The following is a 20,873-nucleotide window of genomic DNA, read 5'->3' as shown; positions in this document are numbered from 1 at the left end:
GTAGCAGCGTTCCAAGGTTTAGGAGGCTTCAGCGCGGCCGCGCCGCCAATAGCCCATAAATGCAATATTCTTTCGGTCTATTCCTCTTTCTTGTACTAAATAACGGCGCAGCTCTTTAATCTCACCGGCTTCACCAGCGAGCCACGCATAGAACGGCGTTTCCCCAGCCGGAACGGTCTCCCAGAGAATAGTTGTATCTACATCTACGTCTGTTAGTTCTTGAAAATTGGATTTGCACGATGTGGCAGTGTGAATATCGGGCAAGACCTCGTGACTAACATCGCGAATTGCATTGAGAAGTAGGTTGGGATCCTCGCCAACGAGCCACTTTATCTGCACATTTGATTCTGAATGTATTGCAAGTGCATCACGTTCGTGCCCAACTTTGATGAAAGCATGGCCGAAGTAACTTGAGTCAAGCGACTCTAAAATCGATGATATCGCAGGTAGTGCAGTTGAATCTCCTGCAAGGAAGATATGGCGAGCTAAACCTGGGCGAAATTCAATTCCGCCATAATCGTCAGTAGTGAGTTTATTATTGGGGCCTAAAATCACTACTGAATCTCCAAGTTGTGCATCTCTAGCCCACTGGGCTGCTTGACCGCCCTCATGCACCACAAAATCTATATCTAATTCAGGAACGCGCGCATGCGAATGTGTGCCACAAGAACCATCAACCTCGTCATTTTGAGAGGAACGAAAATCGCGCACGGTATACGTGCGAAGCACCCCACGCTCAGATTGGGGAATTTTTAGCCAATCCTTATACCACGATTGTAGATTAGTGGAGCTGAGCGATGCCGTTGGGCGCAATAGCTGTAGATGATCGACTGCGCCTGGAACAACGATTTTGATGCGTAGGTCAAGTGGATGTGAGTTAGTGCCAAAATTTACTAATTCTTCACCCTCGAAGGTGATACGCATAAAATTGGGCGAAAGTTGAGTTTTCTTGGCAACCTTGACTGAGAAAGCTAAAGTTGGTGCCACGTCGAGTGCCAACCGTTTAGGTTGAGGAACCACGAGCGGCGTTGCGGTATGTGGATCGGGAATTATTGTGGCATCGAGATCGAAAACCTCACGCATCAGTTCTGAATTCACCACCGTTTGGGGTGCGCCTTGTGCATGAATTTGCCCATTTTTGATTGCCACTAAGTGATCGGCATACCTCGCGGCTAAATTGAGATCGTGAAGTACGATCACCACAGTCGTACCGCGCTCGCGGTTGAGTTTCGTGACGACGTCGAGCACGTCCAGTTGATGTGTGAGATCGAGATACGTGGTTGGTTCATCAAGCAGCAGAACTTCGCTTTCCTGTGCGAGAGCCATAGCAATCCAAGCGCGTTGACGCTGCCCGCCTGAGAGTTCTTGCACATCACGATCAGCTAAATCAAAGATGCCGGTAGCGGACATCGCGTGGTCGACGGCGTTTCGATCCTCTTGGTTTGAGATAGCGAATATGCCTTGGTGAGGGAAGCGTCCTCGCGTTACGAGATCGCGAACAGATATACCATCTGGTGCAATGGGGTGTTGGGGCAACAATGCGATTTTTCGTGCCACGGATTTAGGACTTTCCCGGTGAATGTTTTTGCCATTGAGCAGTACTTCGCCACGACGGGGGATGAGTAGTCGCGAAAGTCCACGTAAAAGAGTGGATTTTCCAGATCCGTTCGCACCCACGATAATCGTGATTTTTCCAGGAGGTACAGTAAAACTGACGTCTTGGATAATTGGGGTGTCGGTGTATCCAAGCTCAAGATTGTGAGCTTCGAGCGTCACGGGAGAATGTGATGTTCCTGCGCTCCGAGAAACGTCGGAGCGTGAATGTGCTGGTATAGACCAATTGTTGCGAATGCTTTGGAGTAGATTCACGAAAATACCTCATTATTATTCATTGCGAAGTTGTGGGCTTTTAACTAGGAGAACAAGCAGGAAAGGTGCCCCAATAAATCCAGTCACAATACCTGCTGGAACTGACACAGGTATTAAAGTATGCGCAGCTAAATCTGCGCAGAGCACCAATAATGCACCGATAGCGCTGCTAGCCCATAAGAAAGCACCAAGAGGGCAACGTTTACGGAACGCTCTTGAGAGCAAAAAACGTGCAATCGGACCGCTGAGGAACGCGATGAATGAAATAGGTCCAGTCACCGCAACTGCTACTGCGTTGATAACAACTGCCAGCACAATCAAAACAATACGAGACTTCACCGCGCGTACGCCAAGTGAGGTGGCGACGTCGTCTCCCAGCTCTAAAATGCTCAGACGTGAAGCGAAAAGAGCCACGAGGCACAGCAAGAATATCAGGCAACTGCTGAGAATAACTGCCCGTTCCCACGTGGAAGTATTTAGCGAACCAACCATCCAGTGAAGAGCGTCTTGGGCGATGCGGACGTCAGCCCGACTCAACACAAAGGTGATGGTGGCCTGTAACGCCGCTGCAACACCAATACCTATGAGTATGAAACGCCCACCTTGACCACGTGAAATACCCAAAACAAGTGTGGTTGTTATCAGCGCCCCAGCGATCGAAATGCCGAAAAGAGCTAATCCTTGAATTGCGAATATCGTCATGGCGAGTACTGTTGCGGCTGATGCGCCAAAACTTACGCCGATGACGTCGGGAGATGCCAAAGGATTGCGCAATAGAGTCTGAAATATTGCACCCGAAATACCGAATGAAATGCCGGCAAGAACACCAACGGTTGCTGCTGGAAGGCGATGGTTGAACACGATGAAGTGGAGGTGAGGTACGTCCTCGCCCTGCAAGAGCAGAGCAAGATCGCCAGTGCGTACCAAGGGATCACCAAGCATTACTCGCAGTGCGAAAACGAGAATAACTGATGTGCTGATCGCACATAATACGAGTGCGATGCGTAGTTTCTGTGAATGAAGCAAAGACTTGCGGTGAATAGTATTCGCATTTTCTGAGCTCATAGTTGCACCTGCTTTCTGGTGCGCACTAGCGCAATAAACACCGGCGCTCCAAGGAAAGCCGTCATGACGCCCGCTTGTATCTCAGTAGGCGGTAGGATAATTCTGCCAATGACATCAGCGCCGATGAGGATTAGTGGTCCGAGGATGAGGCTTAAAGCGAGGATCTGTTTATAGTCGCCGCCAATAAGCAGGCGTGCGGTGTGTGGCACAATGAGCCCTAAGAAACCTATCGGTCCAGCGAGTGCAGTGGCAGCTCCAGCAAGGAGCACAACAGTTATCGCCAAGAACATCCTAGCCTTATTCACATTAATTCCAAGGCTAGTAGCAGTAGCATCTCCTAAAACGAGAATATTAAGCAATCTTGCTGCAAACGCTATGACGACGAGTGCACCTAATCCGATAAAAGGTGCAATGATGAGCGTTTCATATACGGTGCGAGCACCTAATACGCCCATCTGCCACATCCGAAACTGATTTACTGCCTGTTGATCGATCAGTAAAATAGCGCTGGTTATAGAACTTAGCCCGGCGGTGAGAGCTGCTCCAGCAAGTGCTAAGCGAACCGGCGTAGCTCCAGTCTTTCCAAGTGAGGCAATGGTATATACGAGAGCAGCGGCGCAAGCTGCGCCAATGAAGGCGCAGCTTGCGTAACCAAGTACAGATCCGGTTCCGAAAAGGTAAATGCTCAGCACCACCGCACTGGCAGCACCTGCATTAAGACCAAGCAGACCTGGATCGGCTAGTGGATTACGAGTCATTCCTTGCATTACGGCACCAGATAACGCTAATGCGATTCCTACCAAGAGACCTGTTAAAGTACGCGCTAAGCGCGAGTGAATAACAGCCAGATCTGGGCCAGGAACCTGCGAGGGGTCAATCCAAGAATGCCATAGTGTTTCTATGGAAATAGGGCGTGCACCAACAGCCACTGAAAGGATACATGCACCAAGAAGCAGTGTGGTGCAGGTGATAATATGCCAACGCATATGCCGAATGCCTACTCGTTAATTGCGAACGTTCTTGACTGCTTTCACTACATTTGGCACGAAATTATCGATCGCCCACGGCAGGCTGAGAATCGAAGCAGCTGAGATCGAAAGTGTGGTGTGATCATCGTTAGTGACTACGAGTTGATGATTCTTAACAGCTGGAATCTGGCCAAAAAGTGGGTGAGCTTCGATATCTGAAATTTTGGTGTCTTTTGAGATCCAGGAGTAGAAGATATCTGATTTGAGTTCATCGGATCGTTCGGGCGACCATTCGAAGAAGAATTTACCTTTTACGGTGTTGTTAGCGACGATCGGTGCTTCAGTGAGTCCAATCGAGGCAAAGAAATGACCGCGCGTATCTGCGCCGGTGTATACGCTGATGTTATTGGTAGCTGGATTGAGGTTTCCCGCTATAAAGCTAACGCCTTGGAAATTGTTTTTCTTACCAACATCTTTCAGCTGCGTTTCTAGGCTAGCGATCATTTTTTCGGCTTTTTCGTCCTGGCGCAGGGCTTTACCTACGGCTTTAGTCGCCTCTTGCCATGTGGTGGTGTAATTGGGCGCGATTGGGCCAATGACTGGGGCAATTTGTGCCAGCTTATCGTACTGCTCCTTGGAAATGCCTGAGTACGCTGCAACAATCAGATCTGGCTTGACCTGCGCGATGGCCTCATAATTGACTCCATCTACTTCCGAATACTGTTTGGGTGCTTTATCGCTACCCCATTGCGCATTCAGTTCTTTGAGCTTTGCATCGATCCAATCGGTAGATTTGTTCTTATTTCCACCCCAGTCGACTGCGGGAACACCGACGGGCACGGTGTCGAATGCCAGGACGGTATCGGTATTAATCCACGATACCGTTGCGATACGCTGGGGAACATTCTTTATTGTAGTAGTGCCGTATTCGTGTTTGATTTCGACTGGAGATTCCGATGAACTCGTGGTGTTTTTGCTAGCGGGTGTCGAGGTTCCGCAACCACTGATCAGCAGCACAGATGCGAGAGCTGCACATGCGGCAGCTGTCAATCGATTGAATTTCTTCATACTTTTCCTTCAGTTTAGTTAATGAATTTTGGGGTTATTTGATAAGCGACGGCATCACGCAGTGGACGCAAACTCAAGCGATCACCGGGCATACCACCACATGGTCGTTTTGCCGGATAATCGTCGTCTCAACGTGGTAAACCTTGGCAAGCAATTGGGGGTTGAGAACCTCTTCTGGCGTTCCGCGCCCTGCAACGCGCCCATTTTCTAAGAGCACGATTTCATCGCAGAAAGCTGCGGCGAGGTTGAGATCGTGCAAGATGACGAGCGCCGTACCGGATTGCTTTTGCACGTTGCGTTTAACGATTCGCAATACGTCTAATTGATGTTGAAGATCCAAAGCCGAAGTTGGCTCGTCAAGCAGCATGATGTCTGGTTCTCGGACGAGCAGTTGGGCAAGACCCACGAGCTGACGTTGGCCGCCGGATAACTCACCGAGGTAACGATCTGCGAGATGAGCGATACCTACATCGGAAAGTACGCGAACGGCGTCGTCAATATCTCCAGCATTCAAACGCAACCCGCCGGTTCGTCGCGCCGCCACCATCACCGATTCGAGCACAGTGAGTGATACGCCGTTGGGAATGCCTTGCGGGAGATACCCCAGACGCCGCGGCGCGCTTAGCTGCGATGCGTCCGTTTTCTCGCCGTGGAATGTGATCATGCCAGTGTGCGGCTGTATTCCAGCAATTGCCTTGACGAGCGTGGACTTTCCAGAGCCGTTTGGGCCGATCAGTCCCACCATCGATTTCAGCTCTGGCAGATCGATCCCATTTAACACTTGCTGCTTGCGGTATGAGCTGCACAGATTGGAGATGGAAATAGATTTATTCATCGGATTCCCCCAAAAGCTGTACGTTTCTTACCGAGAATGATCGTGAGGAATACTGGCACTCCAACCAGGGCAGTTACGATTCCGACCGGTAGTGATACGCCTGGAACGAGGATTTGGCTTAGTGCATGTGCGCTGGAAAGTAGTGCTGCGCCAGATAGAACAGACGCAGGAAGCACGAAGCGCTGATCGTCGCCTACTAAGATGCGGGCAACGTGTGGTCCCACTAGTCCGATGAATCCGATAATTCCAACGAAAGATACTGCTGCGGCAGCGAGGATCGACGAGATCATAAGTACGCCGATGCGCAGGTTCCCCACTTTCACTCCAAAGGCCTGAGCTTGGCTTTCGCCGAGGCGAAGAGCTGTGAGGCTCCAGCCGAGCACGCGGAAGATCGGTATCGAGATCACCAGTAAAATTCCCATGACGACGACGGAGGCCCAGGTTGCGCGGGTGAGCGAACCGAGCGTCCAGAATACGATCTGGGTGAGAGATTCAGAGCTTGCTCGATATTGCATGAGTGCTAGGAGAGCCTGGAATCCAAAGACGAGTGCGATACCAAGTAGAACCATGGTTTCGGCAGATCCGCCGCGGCCCGCCGACACTGCCGCAATGATACAAGCAGCCAGTAGAGCCATAAGGCCGGCGCTGGCGGTGATAGTCCACTGGCCTGCGAAGCTGAGGTTTCCCACAATTGCTAGGGCGGCGCCGAATGCGGCTGCGGCAGATACGCCAAGTGTGAAAGGTTCGGCGAGAGGGTTGTCTAGAATTGTTTGCATTTCGAGTCCGGCAATGCTCAGTGCTGCTCCAACTAAAAATGCTAAGAGGGCAGATGGAAGCCGGAGGTTGACCACTACTGTGCGATGTTCGGCTGGGGCATTGGGATCTGTGAGGGCACGGAAAACTTCGCTCACGCTGAGATTAAGTGGGCCGAGCATGAGCGAGATAAAGAATGATATGAGGGCAATTGTTGCAAGAATTGCAATGATTATGATGCGGCGTTGGCGCCGGCGCCGCCACGCCAACAGGGCGTGGCGGCTTTCAGATGTACTGGCGATATTTTTGGTCATTTGATTGAGGTGATGAAAGTTCCTGATACTGGCCAAGGCATGAAGCGGTCATGGAATGATTTCCAATTGGCTTCTGGATCTAGGTCTGCAAATTCTTGTGGATGTGCCCATTTTGCAAATGCCTGGATTGCCACGAAATTGTAGGGAGCATCGTAGAACTGGTGGTAGACGCCGTGAACGCGACCGTCGTCGTAGGCTTTGAGATGATCGAAACCTGGCTGTGATCGCAAAGCGAGGAGCGAATTGCGAGCTGAGTCAGGATCGGCGTTGTAGCCAAGATGTAGGAATTTGACCTTGTCGTCTTTTGGCTTTTGGTGACCCCATTCGCCGCCCGTTGCAACGATCATGTTTGGTTGGGAGGTGATGATTTGCTCTGCGGTGAGTGCACCCTCTTGACCTGGGAGAAGATCGTCGGAGATGTTTTTGGTTCCGACGGCGGTGAGCATAGCACCGAAGTTGGAGGTGGAGTATGTGTTGCAGCATGGGGAAATGCTCGGTGCGCGCCAGAGGAATGACGTTGGCTTATTTTTGAGTTCCGAGCCCTTTTTGAGCACAGGTTCTACCTGCTCTTGGTAATATTTGTTGAATTCTTCGGCTTTTTCTTCGTATCCAAAGATTTTGCCGAGCAGGGTGACTGTGCGGGTGGTGTTTTCCAGTGGCTTGTATCGGAAATCGGTTACAGCATATTTGATTCCTGAAGAGTCAAGCTTTTCGGTTAGGCCAGACTTTTGGGCGGCTTCGTAGGCGTCGAGCGTGATAAGGAAAATATCGGGATTGTGGGCGACGAGGCCTTCGATAGATAGGTCGTTCGTGTATACGCTACCAATGGTAGGAATGTCTTTCGCCTTCGGGAATTTTTCGAGGAGCTTGTCCCACACATCGGGTGCGGCTCGCTTCATGTCGGTACCCCATGCCACGACTTTTTGGGTGGGGTTGTCTTTATTGAGGAACAAAAGAGAATAGGCTTGGCGCGATTCGCCGAGGATGATGCGTTGAGGTTGTTTGTCGAGCTTAACTGTGCGTCCGGCGGCGTCGTTGAGTACGAGGCTAGCAGAGTCTTGTTTCTGGGAGTCTGACGATTGTGAAGCTCCTGAGCATGCTGCCAACGAGATGGCGGCAGTGGCGCACAGCGCTATGAGCTTTGTGAGGGGCCGCATAAGGGTCCTTTCCGGAATGCTTTGACGTACAAATACCTACCTGGCTTAAGGTAAGGCTTACCTAAGGTATCAATGTTGAAACGCGGGCTCAAGTGGAAAGGTGTGTATAAATCCGCAGCGCACCGAATTATGCAAGGAATAGCTTGCGAAATTCTGGTGAGATGATTTGCTCACAGAAAAAAACCAGCAGGGCAGAATTATTGCCAGATAGCCGTGAAATGCATCGCCACTCAAAGTTGATATAGCGGAGTTTTGTCCTAACATTCCGTTCCGCAACGCGGTAGTCTCGCCTGTGGTGACCGGCGTCGAAATCCGGCCGCCACGACGGAAAGACGCACCCATCGGCGTCGTTCCATACAAGACGCAGGGGAAACTCCTTGCGTCAAAACACAGCAAGAGGTGGCTACGTGAGTATCCTACAGAAGAACGGTTTCGAAACTAGAGAGCAAGTTTCGGCATTCTTCACCATCGTTTTCTCAGGTCAACTAGTGTATTCGGCGTTCGAATCGCTCAAAATCCCGTTCTACGACAAGCTCATTTCCTATTACGGTTTAAGTGATACGCAATTTGGCCTGCTCTTCACTATGCTCGGCGTGGCAATGTTTTTCTACATTCCTGGGGGCTGGGTAAATAACCGATTCAATGTGCGCGTGGTGCTGATCGGTGGTTTGGTGTATCGCCTGTTCAGTTCGCTATTTATTATTCTGGTGCGCCCATCTTTTGGCGTTTTGATGTTCGTGACGTTCACGTGGGGAATGCTCGATGCTATTTTTTGGCCGGCCGTAGTCAAAGGAGTGGCACTCTACTCGGGACGAGCCAACAAGGGCGTAGGGCTTGGCACCCTCGCTGCGCTTCGTGCCGGAGGAGAAGCCGTGCTCAATGGTATTCTCATCGGAGTTTTGACGCTTGCCGGTGGGTCGATGCTCGTATTTAAAGCCGGAATGATTGTGTATGCGCTGCTCACGATCCCAATGATTGTGTTCATTTATCGATTCGTTCCAGGCGATCCACGCGTTGAGGGTCACGTGCCAGATGATTACGACGCCGTGCACGTGGGTGCGAAACAAGCTTTTCTCGCGTTAGTGGATACGCTCAAAATTGCGCGAGTATGGAGTGCCGGAATCTGCGGCATGTGCGTGTACTGGGCATATATGACGCTTTTCTACACTGAGCCGTATCTCACGCGGGTGTACGGGATGAGTGAGGAGGAAGCTTCGTGGTTCTCAGTAGTTAGCACAATCGTGTTCGGCGTAGCTGGTGGAATTATTGGCGGCTTGATCTCGGATAAGATCGTAAAATCTGCAGCAAAGACGTTGCTCATCGTTTCGCTTTCTGCCACAGTGATCATGATTTATTTGGCGGTCTTGCCTAAAAACTCTGCCTGGCTGGGTGGTGCAGTAATCGGAATCGTGGCACTCACATTTGTGGTGATTATGGGCGCCGGAATCCAGCAAGCTCCTGTGGCAGAGCTTCATCTTCCCACTTACCAAGTGGGATCGGCAATGGCCGTCAACTCGTTCCTCGGTTTTGCGTGCATTTTATGGGCGATGACTATCAATGGGTGGATACTTGACGCTCATGAAACTGAACCGGCAAAAGCGTTCACTCAGATATTTATGCTGATGGCCGCAGTGAGCGCAGTTGGTGCAATAGCTGCAGGCCTGCTTGTGTGGCTGAATAAGCGAGTGGTAAAGACGCCGACTTTGGCAGCTTAGAATCGGCATGCGCGTGTTTAACAGCTATCGCCGTTAAACACGCGCATGAGTCGTTACTGTGTTGGTTTTTGATTATCTGGCTTTGCGCACAGGATGCTCAGACATAATCGACACCCGGTTATAGGTGTTGATCAGGATAATCGACCATTCCAAAGCGGCTACTTGTTCGCGGGAAAACACTTCAGCTGCTCGCTTTGCTGCCTTGCTATTCTTTTCTCCGGCTGGAAGTAAGGTGATGGTTTCAGCCAGTTCGATAGCGGCGCGCTCCTCCTCGGAGTAAGTGTCTCGAGCTTCACGCCACGCAGGAAGAAGATCGATTTTCTGTTGAGGTAGACCGGCTTGAAGTGCCCGTGGAATATGCACAGATAAGCAAGTGGCGCACTGATTGAGCTGGCTTGACCGAATCAATGCCAATTCGACTGTAGTCGGATCTAGGCCTACCTCATTGCTCACCTGTTTTGATATCTCAGAAACGTTGTTTAATGCTTCGTAAATCTGTGGAAAAGTTTTATCAAGATAGAGTTTCATAAAAACACTTAATCCTTTCTTCGTCGTCTTAATTCTGTATGGAACATGTATTATATACGCCGATAAGGTTCATATATATCGAATCGGACGTATCCATCATTATCGACGTTCCTGAATATTTGCTGGATGTGCTGCAAGCTTATCCAAGTATTTGAATCAGTTTGAAAGTTATCTCTGGTAAAGTCGATTAGTCCAAACAGGCAGACGGAAGCACAAACGTACGCAAAGCATCGAAAGCTTCGTTGACGACGCCGTCGTCGGAAATACTCGTGACGCCATTGGCGAACACGTGCTGCGCGTCGTTAAGAATCTGATCCATAGTAGGCGTGACTGGACGCGGACGCTGCGGAAACACTAAATCGCCATTGCGATCGTAAGCGAGCTGATTCAGGTGAAGCGAATGATCTTCACTAATGCGGCGATGGCGCCAGATACCCGTTGTAGGATCGAAACGATACTCGGGCAGTAGTCGCCAGCCGTGCTCGCCCACCATACGCACCGCTTCAATAATGAAATCGGCCGTCGCCTCGTCAATAAAATAGTTGAAACCAAGGCGAGCCCAGCCCGGTTTGATGCCCTCAAACCCAGCCGTAATAAGTTCTTCAAAGCGAGGCGTGAGTGAAGCGTCAATCCCGAGGAGTCGGTGGCCATACGGCCCGGCACACGAGCAACCACCTCGTGCTTGAATGCCGAATAGGTCGTTGAGCAGCGCAACTGTGAAGCCGTGGTGAAGCGCATTGCCCTGAGGATCGCGAGCTACGAATGAAATAATAGGCAGACGCGGCACGTCGAGCGGGCCAAGGATACAAATGCCGGGTTCCTTGTTCCACACTTCTAAAGCGCGCTGGAGAAAGCCCTGTTCTCGCTGGTGGATTTTGGCCACACCTACTGCCTGCTTGAGCTGCATGACGAGTCCTGCCCGGATCGATTCGACGATCGCAGGAGTCCCCGCCTCCTCGCGGTGGATAATATTGGTGAGGTAATCGTGATCATCCGGACCAACATAGGCTACCGTGCCGCCACCAGGCACAACGGGTACGCGATTTTTGACGAGCGCACTTCGAACTGCCAGCACACCAGGCGTACCTGGTCCACCCACGAATTTGTGCGGGCTAAAGAAAATCGCATCAGCATAGGCAAGCGGGCGCTGCGGTGAGGCGTTCATATCCAAGCTGATATAAGGCGCACAAGCAGCATAATCAAAAAATGCGAGCGCTTCGTGTTCGTGGAGCAGCTCAGCGATTGCGTGTACGTCGCTGAGTATTCCAGAAACGTTCGACGCCGCCGAGAACGAGCCGATTTTCAGCTCCCTATCTGCGTATCGTTCGAGTTCTTCGCGCAGATGGTCAAGATCGATTCGCCCAGCACAATCTTCACGAATGGCGACGACGTCGGCGATCGATTCGCGCCAGGGCAGTTCGTTGGAATGGTGTTCGTAAGGACCAACAAACACAACCGGGCGATCGGCGTCGGGAATATGTTGCGAAAGCTGGTATCGGTCCTCCAATACGCTGGGGATACGCAGCCCCAGAATGCCAATGAGTTTGTCGATTGCGGCGGTGGCGCCTGCGCCGGTGAAAATAACGTTGACGTCGGAGCCGGCACCTAGCGCGGCAGCAATGATGTTGCGCGAGTCCTCACGGAACTGCATGGTTTGTGCGCCTGTGCTGGAGGTTTCTGTGTGCGTATTGGCGTACCAGGGGAGTACGTGATCCTTGATGAAATCTTCAATGAACGTGAGGCTGCGGCCAGAGGCTGTGTAGTCGGCGTAGATAAGCGGACGCACGCCGTAGGGGCTTTCGATTGGTTCGCCGTCGCCAATCACTGACCTGCGAATATTGAGCAGCAATGCGTCGATAGACGAAACTCGGATTGGGGAGGAGTGCTGCGTGAGCTTTTGGTTGTTCATGAGATTCCTTGTGTCATTGATTCAATAAAGTTTTGGAAGAATGGTAGATCCCAACCAACGACACCGCGACGTCGTTCGCCGATAATGCCTGCGTCGATAAGGCGCCGACGATACTTTCCCACTTGGGCGCTTGACCAGTTTAGCCGTGTGGTTATGTCGGAAATTGCGCTTTCGTTGGCATCAGGCAACATCGCTTCGAGGAACTTAATATCGCTTGGTGAGAGTTCGTTGTATGTAGTGCGTAGAATCCGGTCTTCCATTTCTATTTGAGCAATTCTCACGCCTTGCTGAACATCTTCCAAGGTAATTTCTACTTGGGTGGGGGCGATATCCCACGCCCGAAAACCGACTAGTTGGAGGAGGTAGGCGAAGCCGCCGATATTAGAAACAGCGCAGGTGAGAGCTTCGTCGGATATGGTACGTCCGCCGTCGTTAATTGTTTTGAGAAGAGTTAAACGCACATCGAAGTCTGCGATGTTTCCTAATTTATGGATATTGGCACGGCGTACGAATGAGGCTGATTTACTGCTAAGTAGCTGGGAAACTGCTTGTGGTAGACCTGCCATGATCAGTGCTACTTGCCGATTCTCGCGCACGAAATGTTGATACACTGCCGCGAGCTCGATCATCTCGTCGAGAGTTGGATCGATTTCGTCAACAGTGATGAGCAGCCCGGAGCTAAACTGTTCGAGAGCATCGAGTAACTGAGTCATCCTGCTTCGCCAGTTTGAAAGCGGCGTTTGCTCGTTATCGAATTCGACTTCGACGAGTTTGGGGATACCGAGCTTTTTGATGCGTGCTGTAGTTTTAGTGTCGGAAATTAGGTCATTTGCTTGGCGTTTTGCAATTAATTCGATATCGTCAAGCATTCCGGGCAAGGCGGTCGTGCTTGCTGTTATCCATCCGTGTTCAGTAGCAATTCGGGCTGTTTCCGATAAGAGAGTAGTTTTTCCAGTGCCGCGAGCGCCCGAATATATTGCAGTAAGTTCTGGGTGACGGGAGTTTGAACTAAACGCCCGGTCAATTTGTTGCATCAGGTAGGTGCGGCCAGCTAGGTGATCAGGAGTCTGCCCAAAACTTGGTGTGAACGGGTTGGGAAATTCTTCCACAGCTAAAGCTCCTAATCGTTGTAGATGTTGTTCTATAAAATGTCTTGCCTCTTACTGTAAGTATCGCACATGTTTGGTTAAAAGTGGTTAAAAGTGGTTAGGAACGGTTAGGAACGGTTAAAAGCGGTTAGGAATGGTTAGGAACGGTTAAAAGCGGAAAGTGTGACCACTGTAAAGTCAGCATGGTCGCTGTGACGAGAGTAGCTATTCTTACTTCGAGGTATCCACCGCACACCCCTTAGACTGGACTACGTGTTCATGAATTTTCCACCGATAACTCGACGTCAAAAACCCGAAGTACTTGCTCCTGCGGGTAATCTCGACACTTTGAAGACCGCTATTGATTACGGTGCCGATGCCGTCTATTGCGGTGGCCAAGCCTTTGGTATGCGCACGGCGCCGAAAAACCTCACGCTCGAGGACTTTGACGAAGGCGTGAAATATGCACATGAACGTGGGGCGCGCCTTTTCGTGACCTGCAACATTTTGCCAACTAGCAGCGAAGTTGCGGATATGAATGCCTATATGGCGCAACTCGGCGAAATCGGCGTCGACGCCCTCATCGTCTCAGACATCGGCGTGCTCATGGCGGCGCGACAGGTGGCGCCGAACACCGAAATTCATATTTCCACGCAAGCCGGCGTAACGAACTTTCAAGCAGCCAATGCACTCGCGCAGCTTGGAGCTTCACGTGTGGTTTTGGCGCGTGAACTCGATTTGGCTGCTATCCGCGATATTCGTGCCAACGTTTCACCTGAGCTGGAAATTGAAGCGTTTGTGCACGGTTCAATGTGTATGGCGTTCTCTGGACGCTGTTTGATTTCGCAGCACACAACCGGGCGCGATGCGAATCATGGCGACTGCGCGCAGTCTTGCCGCTGGAAATATCACGTGGTTGAGGAGAAGCGACCAGGGCAATTCATCCCGGTTGAAATCACCGATCAGGGCACGTTCTTGTTCAATTCCCAAGACATGAATCTGCTCGCGCATGTGGACGACGTGCTTGACGCTGGCGTGACCAGCTTAAAGATTGAGGGTCGTGCTAAAGGTGCCTATTATGTTGCAGCGATGGCCAATGCGTATAAATGCGCTGTTAATGAGTATATGGTGCAGCGTGGTTACGAGGATAGTGACGGCAATGTGCTGAAGCCTTTTGATAGCCGCGAAGTTCTCGAGGCTTCCTTAGCGGCGCGCGCGGAACGAGCGCTTGAGACGGATAGCATGGGTGGCACAGATAGTATCGGTGGCGCGGATGCGGTAGACGACGCCGGAGCCACGTTGCGTCCACAAGGTGCAGTTTCTTTGCAAAGTGCCTTGCCAAAGGTCGAATTCCCACAGTGGTTGCTTGAGGAACCGGAAAAAGTTACGCACCGTGAATACTGCACGGGTTTCTATTACCCCGAAAGCCCTGCTAGTGAGAACATTGTGTCCGGTGGGTATATCAACACGTGGCGTTGGCTTGGAAACGTGGTTGGTTACGACGCAACTGAACGTCGTCTGCGTATCTATGCGAAAAACAAGATCGCGCCCGGTATGGAAATTGAATTTTTGTTCCCGAACCACGCGCCCGTCGTCTACGTAGTACCTGAACAGGGGTTGCAAGACGAACGTGGGCACGCGGTAGCGGAAATTAATCACCCAGCGCATGAGTTTTCGATTCCATGCGACGACGCGATCCCGGCCGGGTCGATGATCCGCGCGCGGATGCGGTGATCCCTTTTCTAGAGAAATACTTTAAGAAGTTCATTCTTTAGCATATTTACAAGCCTTGAGTCGGGCATGCCTAACTAAAAATATTTACCAGTGGTAGATAAACTAAATAAATCAGATACTCGCACTGAAAAGGCATGCTCATGAACAAAACTGATATTCTCGACGCATGGATCATGGTTGAGCATCTTTCCGAAGGTGATATAAATCCTCATCATGCCAACCTCGTCAAGTTTGATAATATTGACGACCGAGATTTTTTCCGTCTTTTTCGCACGGCGATAGAAAAGAAGAAGCTGGCCAATAATCCGCATGCTGGTTTGGTGTTTTACGCCGATATTTTTGATTTTGGGGATGTAGTAGATTTTCTACGCCACGAGTTTAGGCTTCCAAAATTAGAAGAAGACTTGAAATATGGAAATAAATTCAGTTTCGTTCTGTGTTTTGGTTCGAATCTCACCTATGATGGATCGAAATTCTTTTTTACTGAAAGTGGATACATCAAAAAGCGATCAAAGCTTCCGTCACAATCTGAATTTAAACGGTTTGAAGTAGATTTCGGTAACAGAATTGCGCAGGCTTTTCAGGATCTTGAAGGTGATGCCGATCTATTTAACAAAACATTAGAAAATATTTTGGATCAAGCGGGTATCTCATTAAAGAATTGCGCATTTGAAGTAGTGAAAAACCTCGATAGTGACATCGCAAATCTTCATTCATTTTTCATTGCAGACCTTGAATCTGCAAAGGATATTTCGGCGAAAAACTTGGACGCATATCTATATGGCGGCAATCCCGTTAAACGGATCAATCTCGATAGCAACAAGGATTCCTCTAAGTTTAATGGTGCAGCTCTTGAAGCGATTTTGGATCCCGAGAACTATCCACTCGGAAGATTTCCAAGCAATACGGACTACGGTCTTTCTTTGATGCAACAGGTTGCAGTCAATCTGTGCATTGGTTTTGACTATCAAGATATCCGCAGTGTTAATGGCCCGCCTGGAACTGGAAAGACTACTTTGCTTAAGGACATTTTTGCTGAACTCGTGGTGAAACAAGCGCACAATATCTGTCGTCTCGATAACCGTATGATTAAAGGAACTGCGGCAACAGTATATTGGGATAAAGCGAGTATCGGAGAAGTGCCCGATTCCATCGCAAAGGATAGCATCGTCGTCTTGAGCTCTAACAATGGTGCCGTTCAAAACATCGTCAAAGAACTGCCTCTATCCAAAGGACTAGATGCGCGACTCCTAGATGATCTTCTGTATGTGGATTATTTTACGGATATCGCTAATGCGGATGTTCAATCCATGTGGAAAAAGGCCGAAAATGGGAAGATGAAACACGTAGTCGTGTCGAAACCACAGCAACAGAAAAACTGGGGCATGTTCTCACTTGAGGGTGGCAAAACCGCAAATATTAACAATATGCTTGACCGTATCGAATTAATGCGCGATTATCTCACACAAACGTATCAGCCTAACCCGGCTATTTACGAGATATTTGAGGGGCAATATCGGCGCGTTAAGGACATGCGCGCTAGAGCTTCCGATATAAAACGGGCGATTGAGGAGCGAATGGAAGTTGAGAAACAACTGAAGCATCTCCAGAGCGAATACCCGAAACAAAAAGTGGTCAAGACGCAGGAAGTAGAGACTGTAGTTCAAAAGGTAAAAGGACTTATTGCTCAAAGCGCTCAACAGGTTGCGGATTGGGAGGAAAGTGGCGCTCGTATTCGTGTGGCGCGTTTGGAGCTAAGTGATCGAATTATTGATCATGAAGCGAAGTTATACCACAAAGAGAAAGAGAAACCTGGTTTCTTCGCAGGGAGGAAAGCGCGGAAGAAACACCGCGAAGACATGGGCGAGATGCGTCGTGACTATCGGGTATTACTTCATAAAGATAAGAAGCTGGCAGAGGAAGAGAGCACGATAGAACGCCGCGTGCTGCAGGTTCATACAGTATGCGCGCAAGCTGAGCTAGAACGTGTCGATATTCAAGAGAAATTTGAAAAATGGGATCGGAATATACAGTCCCAAATGGCAGAGCTCGGCAAACGAATTAATTCCTTGCGTGCAAGGGAGAGTGAACTGAGTGGAAAACCGCTAGATCTTTCGTTATCTTATGACGAGCTGCAACGTTCGAGCCCTTGGTTTGATTCAAAGTATAGAAACGCGCAGTCGCAATTATTTGCTTTGGCATTGGCGGTGCGAAAAGAGTTTCTGTACGAGAATGTTAAGAACCTTCAAGCCGCTATTAATATTTGGTCTAGGCAGGATGCTTACGCCGACAATAAACGTGCAATCAAGGCTGCGTGGAACTGGATTAGTATGGCTATTCCAGTTATTAGCTCTACGTTTGCAAGCGTTTCGCGGATGTTGCGCAATATTGGACCACGGGAGCTGGGCCATGTTTTCATTGATGAAGCGGGTCAAGCCTTGCCGCAAGCGGCAGTAGGAGCAATATACCGAGCGCGTGATGTGACGGCGGTTGGTGATCCATCTCAGATCAAACCAGTTTTGACGTTGCAGTCTAATGTCTTGACTATGCTTGGCAACTATTACCAGACGAGCGAGCGGTACCTGTCGGAAGCAGCATCGGTTCAAACTCTGGTAGACATGGCCAGTCAGTATGGCTGTTATCCCAAGGTTAACGATCCTGAGTCGTGGATTGGGATCCCGTTGTGGGTACACCGACGTTGCCAGTGTCCAATGTTTACTATTTCGAATGAGCTTTCCTATCACGGGCAGATGGTGCAAAGTGACGATTGTGCTGGGGAAGCGCAGTGGATAGATATTGGTGGGCGAGCGAATAATAAGTATGTGAAAGAACAAGGTGAGTTTCTTCGTCAGCAGCTCCAGGCCATGATCTTGCAAGATCCGAGTATCAATGACGCGCGCGCAAAAGACGTCGTCTACGTTATTTCTCCTTTCAAGAATGTTGCCGATTGTTTAGCTAAAGAGCTCGACAAGATTGGATTTACTCGCAGAGTTGCAGGAAAACCAACGAACATCGGGACGATCCATACATTCCAAGGTAAAGAGGCTCCTATAGTGTTTCTCGTGCTTGGTGCAGATGAGAATAGTAAAGGAGCAGCAGCTTGGGCAGTGCGAGAACCGAATATGATGAATGTGGCTGCGACTCGAGCAAAGCAGAACTTCTACATCATTGGTAACAAATCGCTCTATGAGAGTCTTGGTAGCGAAACTGTGCGCAAGACGATTCGAATTATTGACGGGCACAATGCCGCATAATCTCACTTTTTCTAAGTGGTTTTTATGGGCAAAATAAATATAATGTAGTTGAAATTTCTTTTATTTATTATTGTTGAGGTGTTCATAGTGAGTCGTAAACTTGCATCGAGCGTATCTGCGCTTTTATTTGCTATCGTGACGCTTCTGTACGGCGCAATTTGTGTGGCACCAAAAGCCCATGCTGAGATGCCGGTGTTTATCATAGGTGACTTGGTGTGGGGAGATTTGAACGGTAACGGCGTTCAAGAAATGGGTGAACCTGGATTTATTGGCGTTACTGTTTCGGTAACTCACCTAGACGGATCTCCAGTTATCAATCCTATTACGAACACTCCGATTGATCCTGTGGTCACGGACGACTTTGGAATGTACTCGATTGTTATTCCTTTTGATGCTTCTGATCCAGCCAACACTAGTCCTGAGGCGACGCAGTTTATCGTTCATTTCAGGCCGCCTGACGGGTATGTGCCAACTACGGTGAACAGTGGCGACCCAATGTTGGACTCAAATGGTTCTGATGCTTTGGTCAATAGTCTCACTTTTGCGAAGTATGAGGATAATTCCATCGATGCGGGTTTTATCCCAGAAGTAAAGATGGATGTAACTACGACTGACGCAACTGGACGTGCTGCGCCGTCGTCGTCCATGACGGTGGAAGTTGACGCAAGTGCCCCATCCGTGGATCTCGTGCACAAGGTGACGAACACGGGTAAAGATGAGCTACTCGTTAAGAATCCGTCATACCAGGTGCTTGCTAATACTTCGGGAGTGATCGGGAAAAATCTGAATTGTGACTTCAGTGCGTTGGGTGAGGCTGATAGTAGCGATTATGTGGGTATTTTACCCGTCGGTGATAGCTTCACGTGTACATCACAAATCAACGATATTTCTACCACGGAACACATTAGTGAATTGACGGTCGATGCGGTTGGTGTCTGGACAAATAAGGATATTGTTGGGCGATCAGAGTTCCATGCCATCGTTCCGAGAAGTGTTCCTGACAACCCGTTGCCTGAAAACCTGCCAGAAAATCCGATAACTGGGCCTGTGCCTACTACGGGGAATCCTGACGTTTCTACTGGAATTGCGACGCTCACCGGTTCGGTGAACGGCTCGACGACGCCTTCCGTTGCGTCCAGTAGCGTAGCGGGAGCTTCGTCCTCACAATTGACGACGACGCCGGCACCCCATTCCGTCCAGGGGCAGGAACTTGCAACGACCGGCTCGGTGAAAGCGGGAATTTTGCTTGCCTTAGCTGGCTGTTTGTTTGTGGCAGGACTGGGCGTGCTGAGTCGGGTCAAGGATCGTTGATTTTCAGGTAAAGACTCGTCGGCTGGTTGTGGTGGCCGGTTAGTCTGGCGCGTGCGTGTACTGGAGTGTGCAGGTGTGCGTTCTGCATTTCTATCGAGGATATATTTTCTGATAACAATATGTTCTCTACTCGACCTGGCATACTGCCAAATCTGACGTGCTACTAAAGTACACTCGTTAAATATGTGATGGAGTTTGTTAGTGTCCATGTCATAGTGGAGCGGGTGACGGGAGTCGAACCCGCCTCTGCAGCTTGGGAAGCTGCCGTTCTACCGATGAACTACACCCGCGAACGCGTTTGCGTGCCAGTAAATCTTAAGCTATTCGCGCCCCAATATTCAATTCTGCATGCTCGAGGCATTCCTTAGCCTAGCCTCCAAAATCCGCCGTCATTCCCACGCACCTATTCGCCAAGCATGCTCGGTGTCCCCAGTGTCGACGCCGAAGGCGCTGTATCCGCCAAGCTCACCAAACCATTGGGCTCCCTCGCGTCCACAAACCACTAGGGCTGTTGAAGCTATCTCTGCCACTCCGGCGTCGGGCCCGATCACTGTGGCAGAGCGTGCGCGCAATCCGTTTGCGCCAAACGGATTCACGATATGCATTCCGCGCTCGTAAGTGCCTGACGTCGTAATCGCCGCGTTCGTGACCTCGAAACTTGCCGCGATCGCGCTGGCGTCGTCGGGATGCCGCACGCCGATTCGCCACGGAACGGGCGTGCTTTCTGCCTTCGATTCCGTGCCAACGTTGTACAGCCCTGCCTCACCGACCAGCTCACCAGTACCAGCCGCCTCAGCCACACTGTCGCCAGCCACTCCCGCGTGTCCGCGGTTAACCACGTCGCCACCTGCATTAACACTGAAATTATCTATTCCATGTTCGCCCAAAATGAGCGCCATTTTCTCGGCAGCCCATCCTTTGACGTAACCCGACGGGTCAAAACCTCCTGGTACTGCCCATGGATCGAAAGCGCCCTGAGTGACCGCCTTTCCCCATTCGCAGGCTTCGATCACCTCAAGCAGCATGGCGTCGGCGCGATTGTGCCGATCGAGTTCGTAGCGCTTGCGCCAACCGCTGCGATACGCGGTAACAGCGGAATCGTAGCGGAAAGTAGATAGCGTGGCATCGACGTCGTGCATAAAAGTAACGCACTCGGCAAACGCTTGGTCAATCTGTGAATCTGCTGGTAAAACGCTACCGGGCAACTCGCGCACGTCAATCGTAACCACGGTACCCCAGATATCTTCGCTGTGCCGACGCGCTCGCGTGTTCGCTCGCAAAAGTTCAACATTCATCGCACAATTC

Annotated in this window: 15 protein-coding genes and 1 tRNA gene; 4 read left to right on the top strand and 12 right to left on the bottom strand. The window is 50.3% G+C overall.

Annotation, left to right across the window (positions count from 1 at the left end; all coding sequences use genetic code 11):
• Positions 1 to 18 precede the first annotated feature (18 nt).
• The 7 genes from JOD55_RS09275 to JOD55_RS00690 all read right to left on the bottom strand — a co-directional run bounded on the left by JOD55_RS09275 (position 19) and on the right by JOD55_RS00690 (position 8,029).
• Positions 19 to 1,869: an ATP-binding cassette domain-containing protein gene (locus tag JOD55_RS09275; protein WP_204397744.1), complete on the bottom strand. Its 1,851-nt coding sequence runs from the start codon at positions 1,867 to 1,869 to the stop codon at positions 19 to 21.
• A 15-nt stretch (positions 1,870 to 1,884) separates the two neighbouring features.
• Positions 1,885 to 2,934, bottom strand: a complete 1,050-nt coding sequence (locus JOD55_RS00715; protein ID WP_204397734.1) for a FecCD family ABC transporter permease — start codon at positions 2,932 to 2,934, stop codon at positions 1,885 to 1,887.
• The gene (locus tag JOD55_RS00710; protein ID WP_204397732.1) at positions 2,931 to 3,920 is read right to left on the bottom strand and encodes a FecCD family ABC transporter permease; all 990 of its coding nucleotides are present in this window, start codon (positions 3,918 to 3,920) and stop codon (positions 2,931 to 2,933) included. Before JOD55_RS00710 ends, JOD55_RS00715 begins: the two co-directional genes overlap by 4 nt.
• A gap of 18 nt (positions 3,921 to 3,938) precedes the next feature.
• Positions 3,939 to 4,970, bottom strand: a complete 1,032-nt coding sequence (locus JOD55_RS00705; RefSeq protein ID WP_204397730.1) for an ABC transporter substrate-binding protein — start codon at positions 4,968 to 4,970, stop codon at positions 3,939 to 3,941.
• A gap of 73 nt (positions 4,971 to 5,043) precedes the next feature.
• On the bottom strand, positions 5,044 to 5,805 hold the full coding sequence (locus tag JOD55_RS00700; RefSeq protein WP_204397728.1) for an ABC transporter ATP-binding protein: 762 nt from the start codon (positions 5,803 to 5,805) through the stop codon (positions 5,044 to 5,046).
• A complete protein-coding gene (locus tag JOD55_RS00695) occupies positions 5,802 to 6,872 on the bottom strand; it encodes a FecCD family ABC transporter permease (RefSeq protein ID WP_204397726.1) in 1,071 nt (356 codons plus the stop codon). The genes JOD55_RS00700 and JOD55_RS00695 overlap by 4 nt, the downstream gene beginning before the upstream one ends.
• Positions 6,869 to 8,029 (bottom strand): ABC transporter substrate-binding protein, encoded by a 1,161-nt coding sequence (locus JOD55_RS00690; RefSeq protein WP_204397724.1) that lies wholly within the window; start codon positions 8,027 to 8,029, stop codon positions 6,869 to 6,871. Before JOD55_RS00690 ends, JOD55_RS00695 begins: the two co-directional genes overlap by 4 nt.
• A gap of 407 nt (positions 8,030 to 8,436) precedes the next feature.
• Between JOD55_RS00690 and JOD55_RS00685 the strand changes: the two genes are divergently transcribed.
• Complete coding sequence (locus tag JOD55_RS00685; RefSeq protein ID WP_204397722.1) at positions 8,437 to 9,744, top strand: MFS transporter; 1,308 nt, start codon at positions 8,437 to 8,439, stop codon at positions 9,742 to 9,744.
• A 72-nt stretch (positions 9,745 to 9,816) separates the two neighbouring features.
• On the opposite strand, the gene JOD55_RS00680 is transcribed toward JOD55_RS00685, so the two are convergent.
• The 3 genes from JOD55_RS00680 to JOD55_RS00670 form a co-directional block, all read right to left on the bottom strand.
• A complete protein-coding gene (locus JOD55_RS00680; RefSeq protein WP_204397720.1) occupies positions 9,817 to 10,272 on the bottom strand; it encodes a carboxymuconolactone decarboxylase family protein in 456 nt (151 codons plus the stop codon).
• A 187-nt stretch (positions 10,273 to 10,459) separates the two neighbouring features.
• Positions 10,460 to 12,181, bottom strand: coding sequence for an aminotransferase class V-fold PLP-dependent enzyme (locus tag JOD55_RS00675; protein ID WP_204397718.1), 1,722 nt, complete (start codon positions 12,179 to 12,181; stop codon positions 10,460 to 10,462).
• Positions 12,178 to 13,290, bottom strand: a complete 1,113-nt coding sequence (locus JOD55_RS00670; protein ID WP_204397716.1) for an ATP-binding protein — start codon at positions 13,288 to 13,290, stop codon at positions 12,178 to 12,180. The genes JOD55_RS00675 and JOD55_RS00670 overlap by 4 nt, the downstream gene beginning before the upstream one ends.
• A 258-nt stretch (positions 13,291 to 13,548) precedes the next feature.
• Between JOD55_RS00670 and JOD55_RS00665 the strand changes: the two genes are divergently transcribed.
• The 3 genes from JOD55_RS00665 to JOD55_RS00655 all read left to right on the top strand — a co-directional run bounded on the left by JOD55_RS00665 (position 13,549) and on the right by JOD55_RS00655 (position 19,568).
• Positions 13,549 to 15,003, top strand: coding sequence for a peptidase U32 family protein (locus JOD55_RS00665; protein WP_204397713.1), 1,455 nt, complete (start codon positions 13,549 to 13,551; stop codon positions 15,001 to 15,003).
• A gap of 140 nt (positions 15,004 to 15,143) precedes the next feature.
• A complete protein-coding gene (locus JOD55_RS00660; protein ID WP_204397711.1) occupies positions 15,144 to 18,257 on the top strand; it encodes a DEAD/DEAH box helicase in 3,114 nt (1,037 codons plus the stop codon).
• An 87-nt stretch (positions 18,258 to 18,344) separates the two neighbouring features.
• Positions 18,345 to 19,568, top strand: coding sequence for an SdrD B-like domain-containing protein (locus JOD55_RS00655; RefSeq protein WP_204397709.1), 1,224 nt, complete (start codon positions 18,345 to 18,347; stop codon positions 19,566 to 19,568).
• A gap of 216 nt (positions 19,569 to 19,784) precedes the next feature.
• Here the strand turns inward: JOD55_RS00655 and JOD55_RS00650 are convergent.
• Together JOD55_RS00650 and JOD55_RS00645 are read right to left on the bottom strand one after the other, a co-directional pair.
• Positions 19,785 to 19,858 (bottom strand) — tRNA-Gly (locus JOD55_RS00650).
• Between the two features lie 99 nt (positions 19,859 to 19,957).
• Positions 19,958 to 20,863 carry an FAD:protein FMN transferase gene (locus JOD55_RS00645; protein ID WP_204397708.1) on the bottom strand — a complete coding sequence of 302 codons (906 nt, stop codon included), beginning with the start codon at positions 20,861 to 20,863 and terminating at the stop codon, positions 19,958 to 19,960.
• Positions 20,864 to 20,873 lie beyond the last annotated feature (10 nt).

The sequence above is a fragment of the Arcanobacterium pluranimalium genome (assembly GCF_016907845.1).
Lineage (GTDB): Bacteria > Actinomycetota > Actinomycetes > Actinomycetales > Actinomycetaceae > Arcanobacterium_A > Arcanobacterium_A pluranimalium.
The sequence above is the reverse complement of the archived record's forward strand: the minus strand, read 5'-3'. Positions and strand labels throughout refer to the sequence as shown.

Bases quoted from the DNA above. Each gene is read 5' to 3' on its own strand.
- JOD55_RS00690 (WP_204397724.1), bottom strand. From the start codon at position 8,029: ATGCGGCCCCTCACAAAGCTCATAGCGCTGTGCGCCACTGCCGCCATC.
- JOD55_RS00680 (WP_204397720.1), bottom strand. From the start codon at position 10,272: ATGAAACTCTATCTTGATAAAACTTTTCCACAGATTTACGAAGCATTA.
- JOD55_RS00700 (WP_204397728.1), bottom strand. From the start codon at position 5,805: ATGAATAAATCTATTTCCATCTCCAATCTGTGCAGCTCATACCGCAAG.
- JOD55_RS00660 (WP_204397711.1), top strand. From the start codon at position 15,144: ATGAACAAAACTGATATTCTCGACGCATGGATCATGGTTGAGCATCTT.
- JOD55_RS00715 (WP_204397734.1), bottom strand. From the start codon at position 2,934: ATGAGCTCAGAAAATGCGAATACTATTCACCGCAAGTCTTTGCTTCAT.
- JOD55_RS00675 (WP_204397718.1), bottom strand. From the start codon at position 12,181: ATGAACAACCAAAAGCTCACGCAGCACTCCTCCCCAATCCGAGTTTCG.
- JOD55_RS00645 (WP_204397708.1), bottom strand. From the start codon at position 20,863: ATGAATGTTGAACTTTTGCGAGCGAACACGCGAGCGCGTCGGCACAGC.
- JOD55_RS00705 (WP_204397730.1), bottom strand. From the start codon at position 4,970: ATGAAGAAATTCAATCGATTGACAGCTGCCGCATGTGCAGCTCTCGCA.
- JOD55_RS00665 (WP_204397713.1), top strand. From the start codon at position 13,549: ATGAATTTTCCACCGATAACTCGACGTCAAAAACCCGAAGTACTTGCT.
- JOD55_RS00710 (WP_204397732.1), bottom strand. From the start codon at position 3,920: ATGCGTTGGCATATTATCACCTGCACCACACTGCTTCTTGGTGCATGT.
- JOD55_RS00695 (WP_204397726.1), bottom strand. From the start codon at position 6,872: ATGACCAAAAATATCGCCAGTACATCTGAAAGCCGCCACGCCCTGTTG.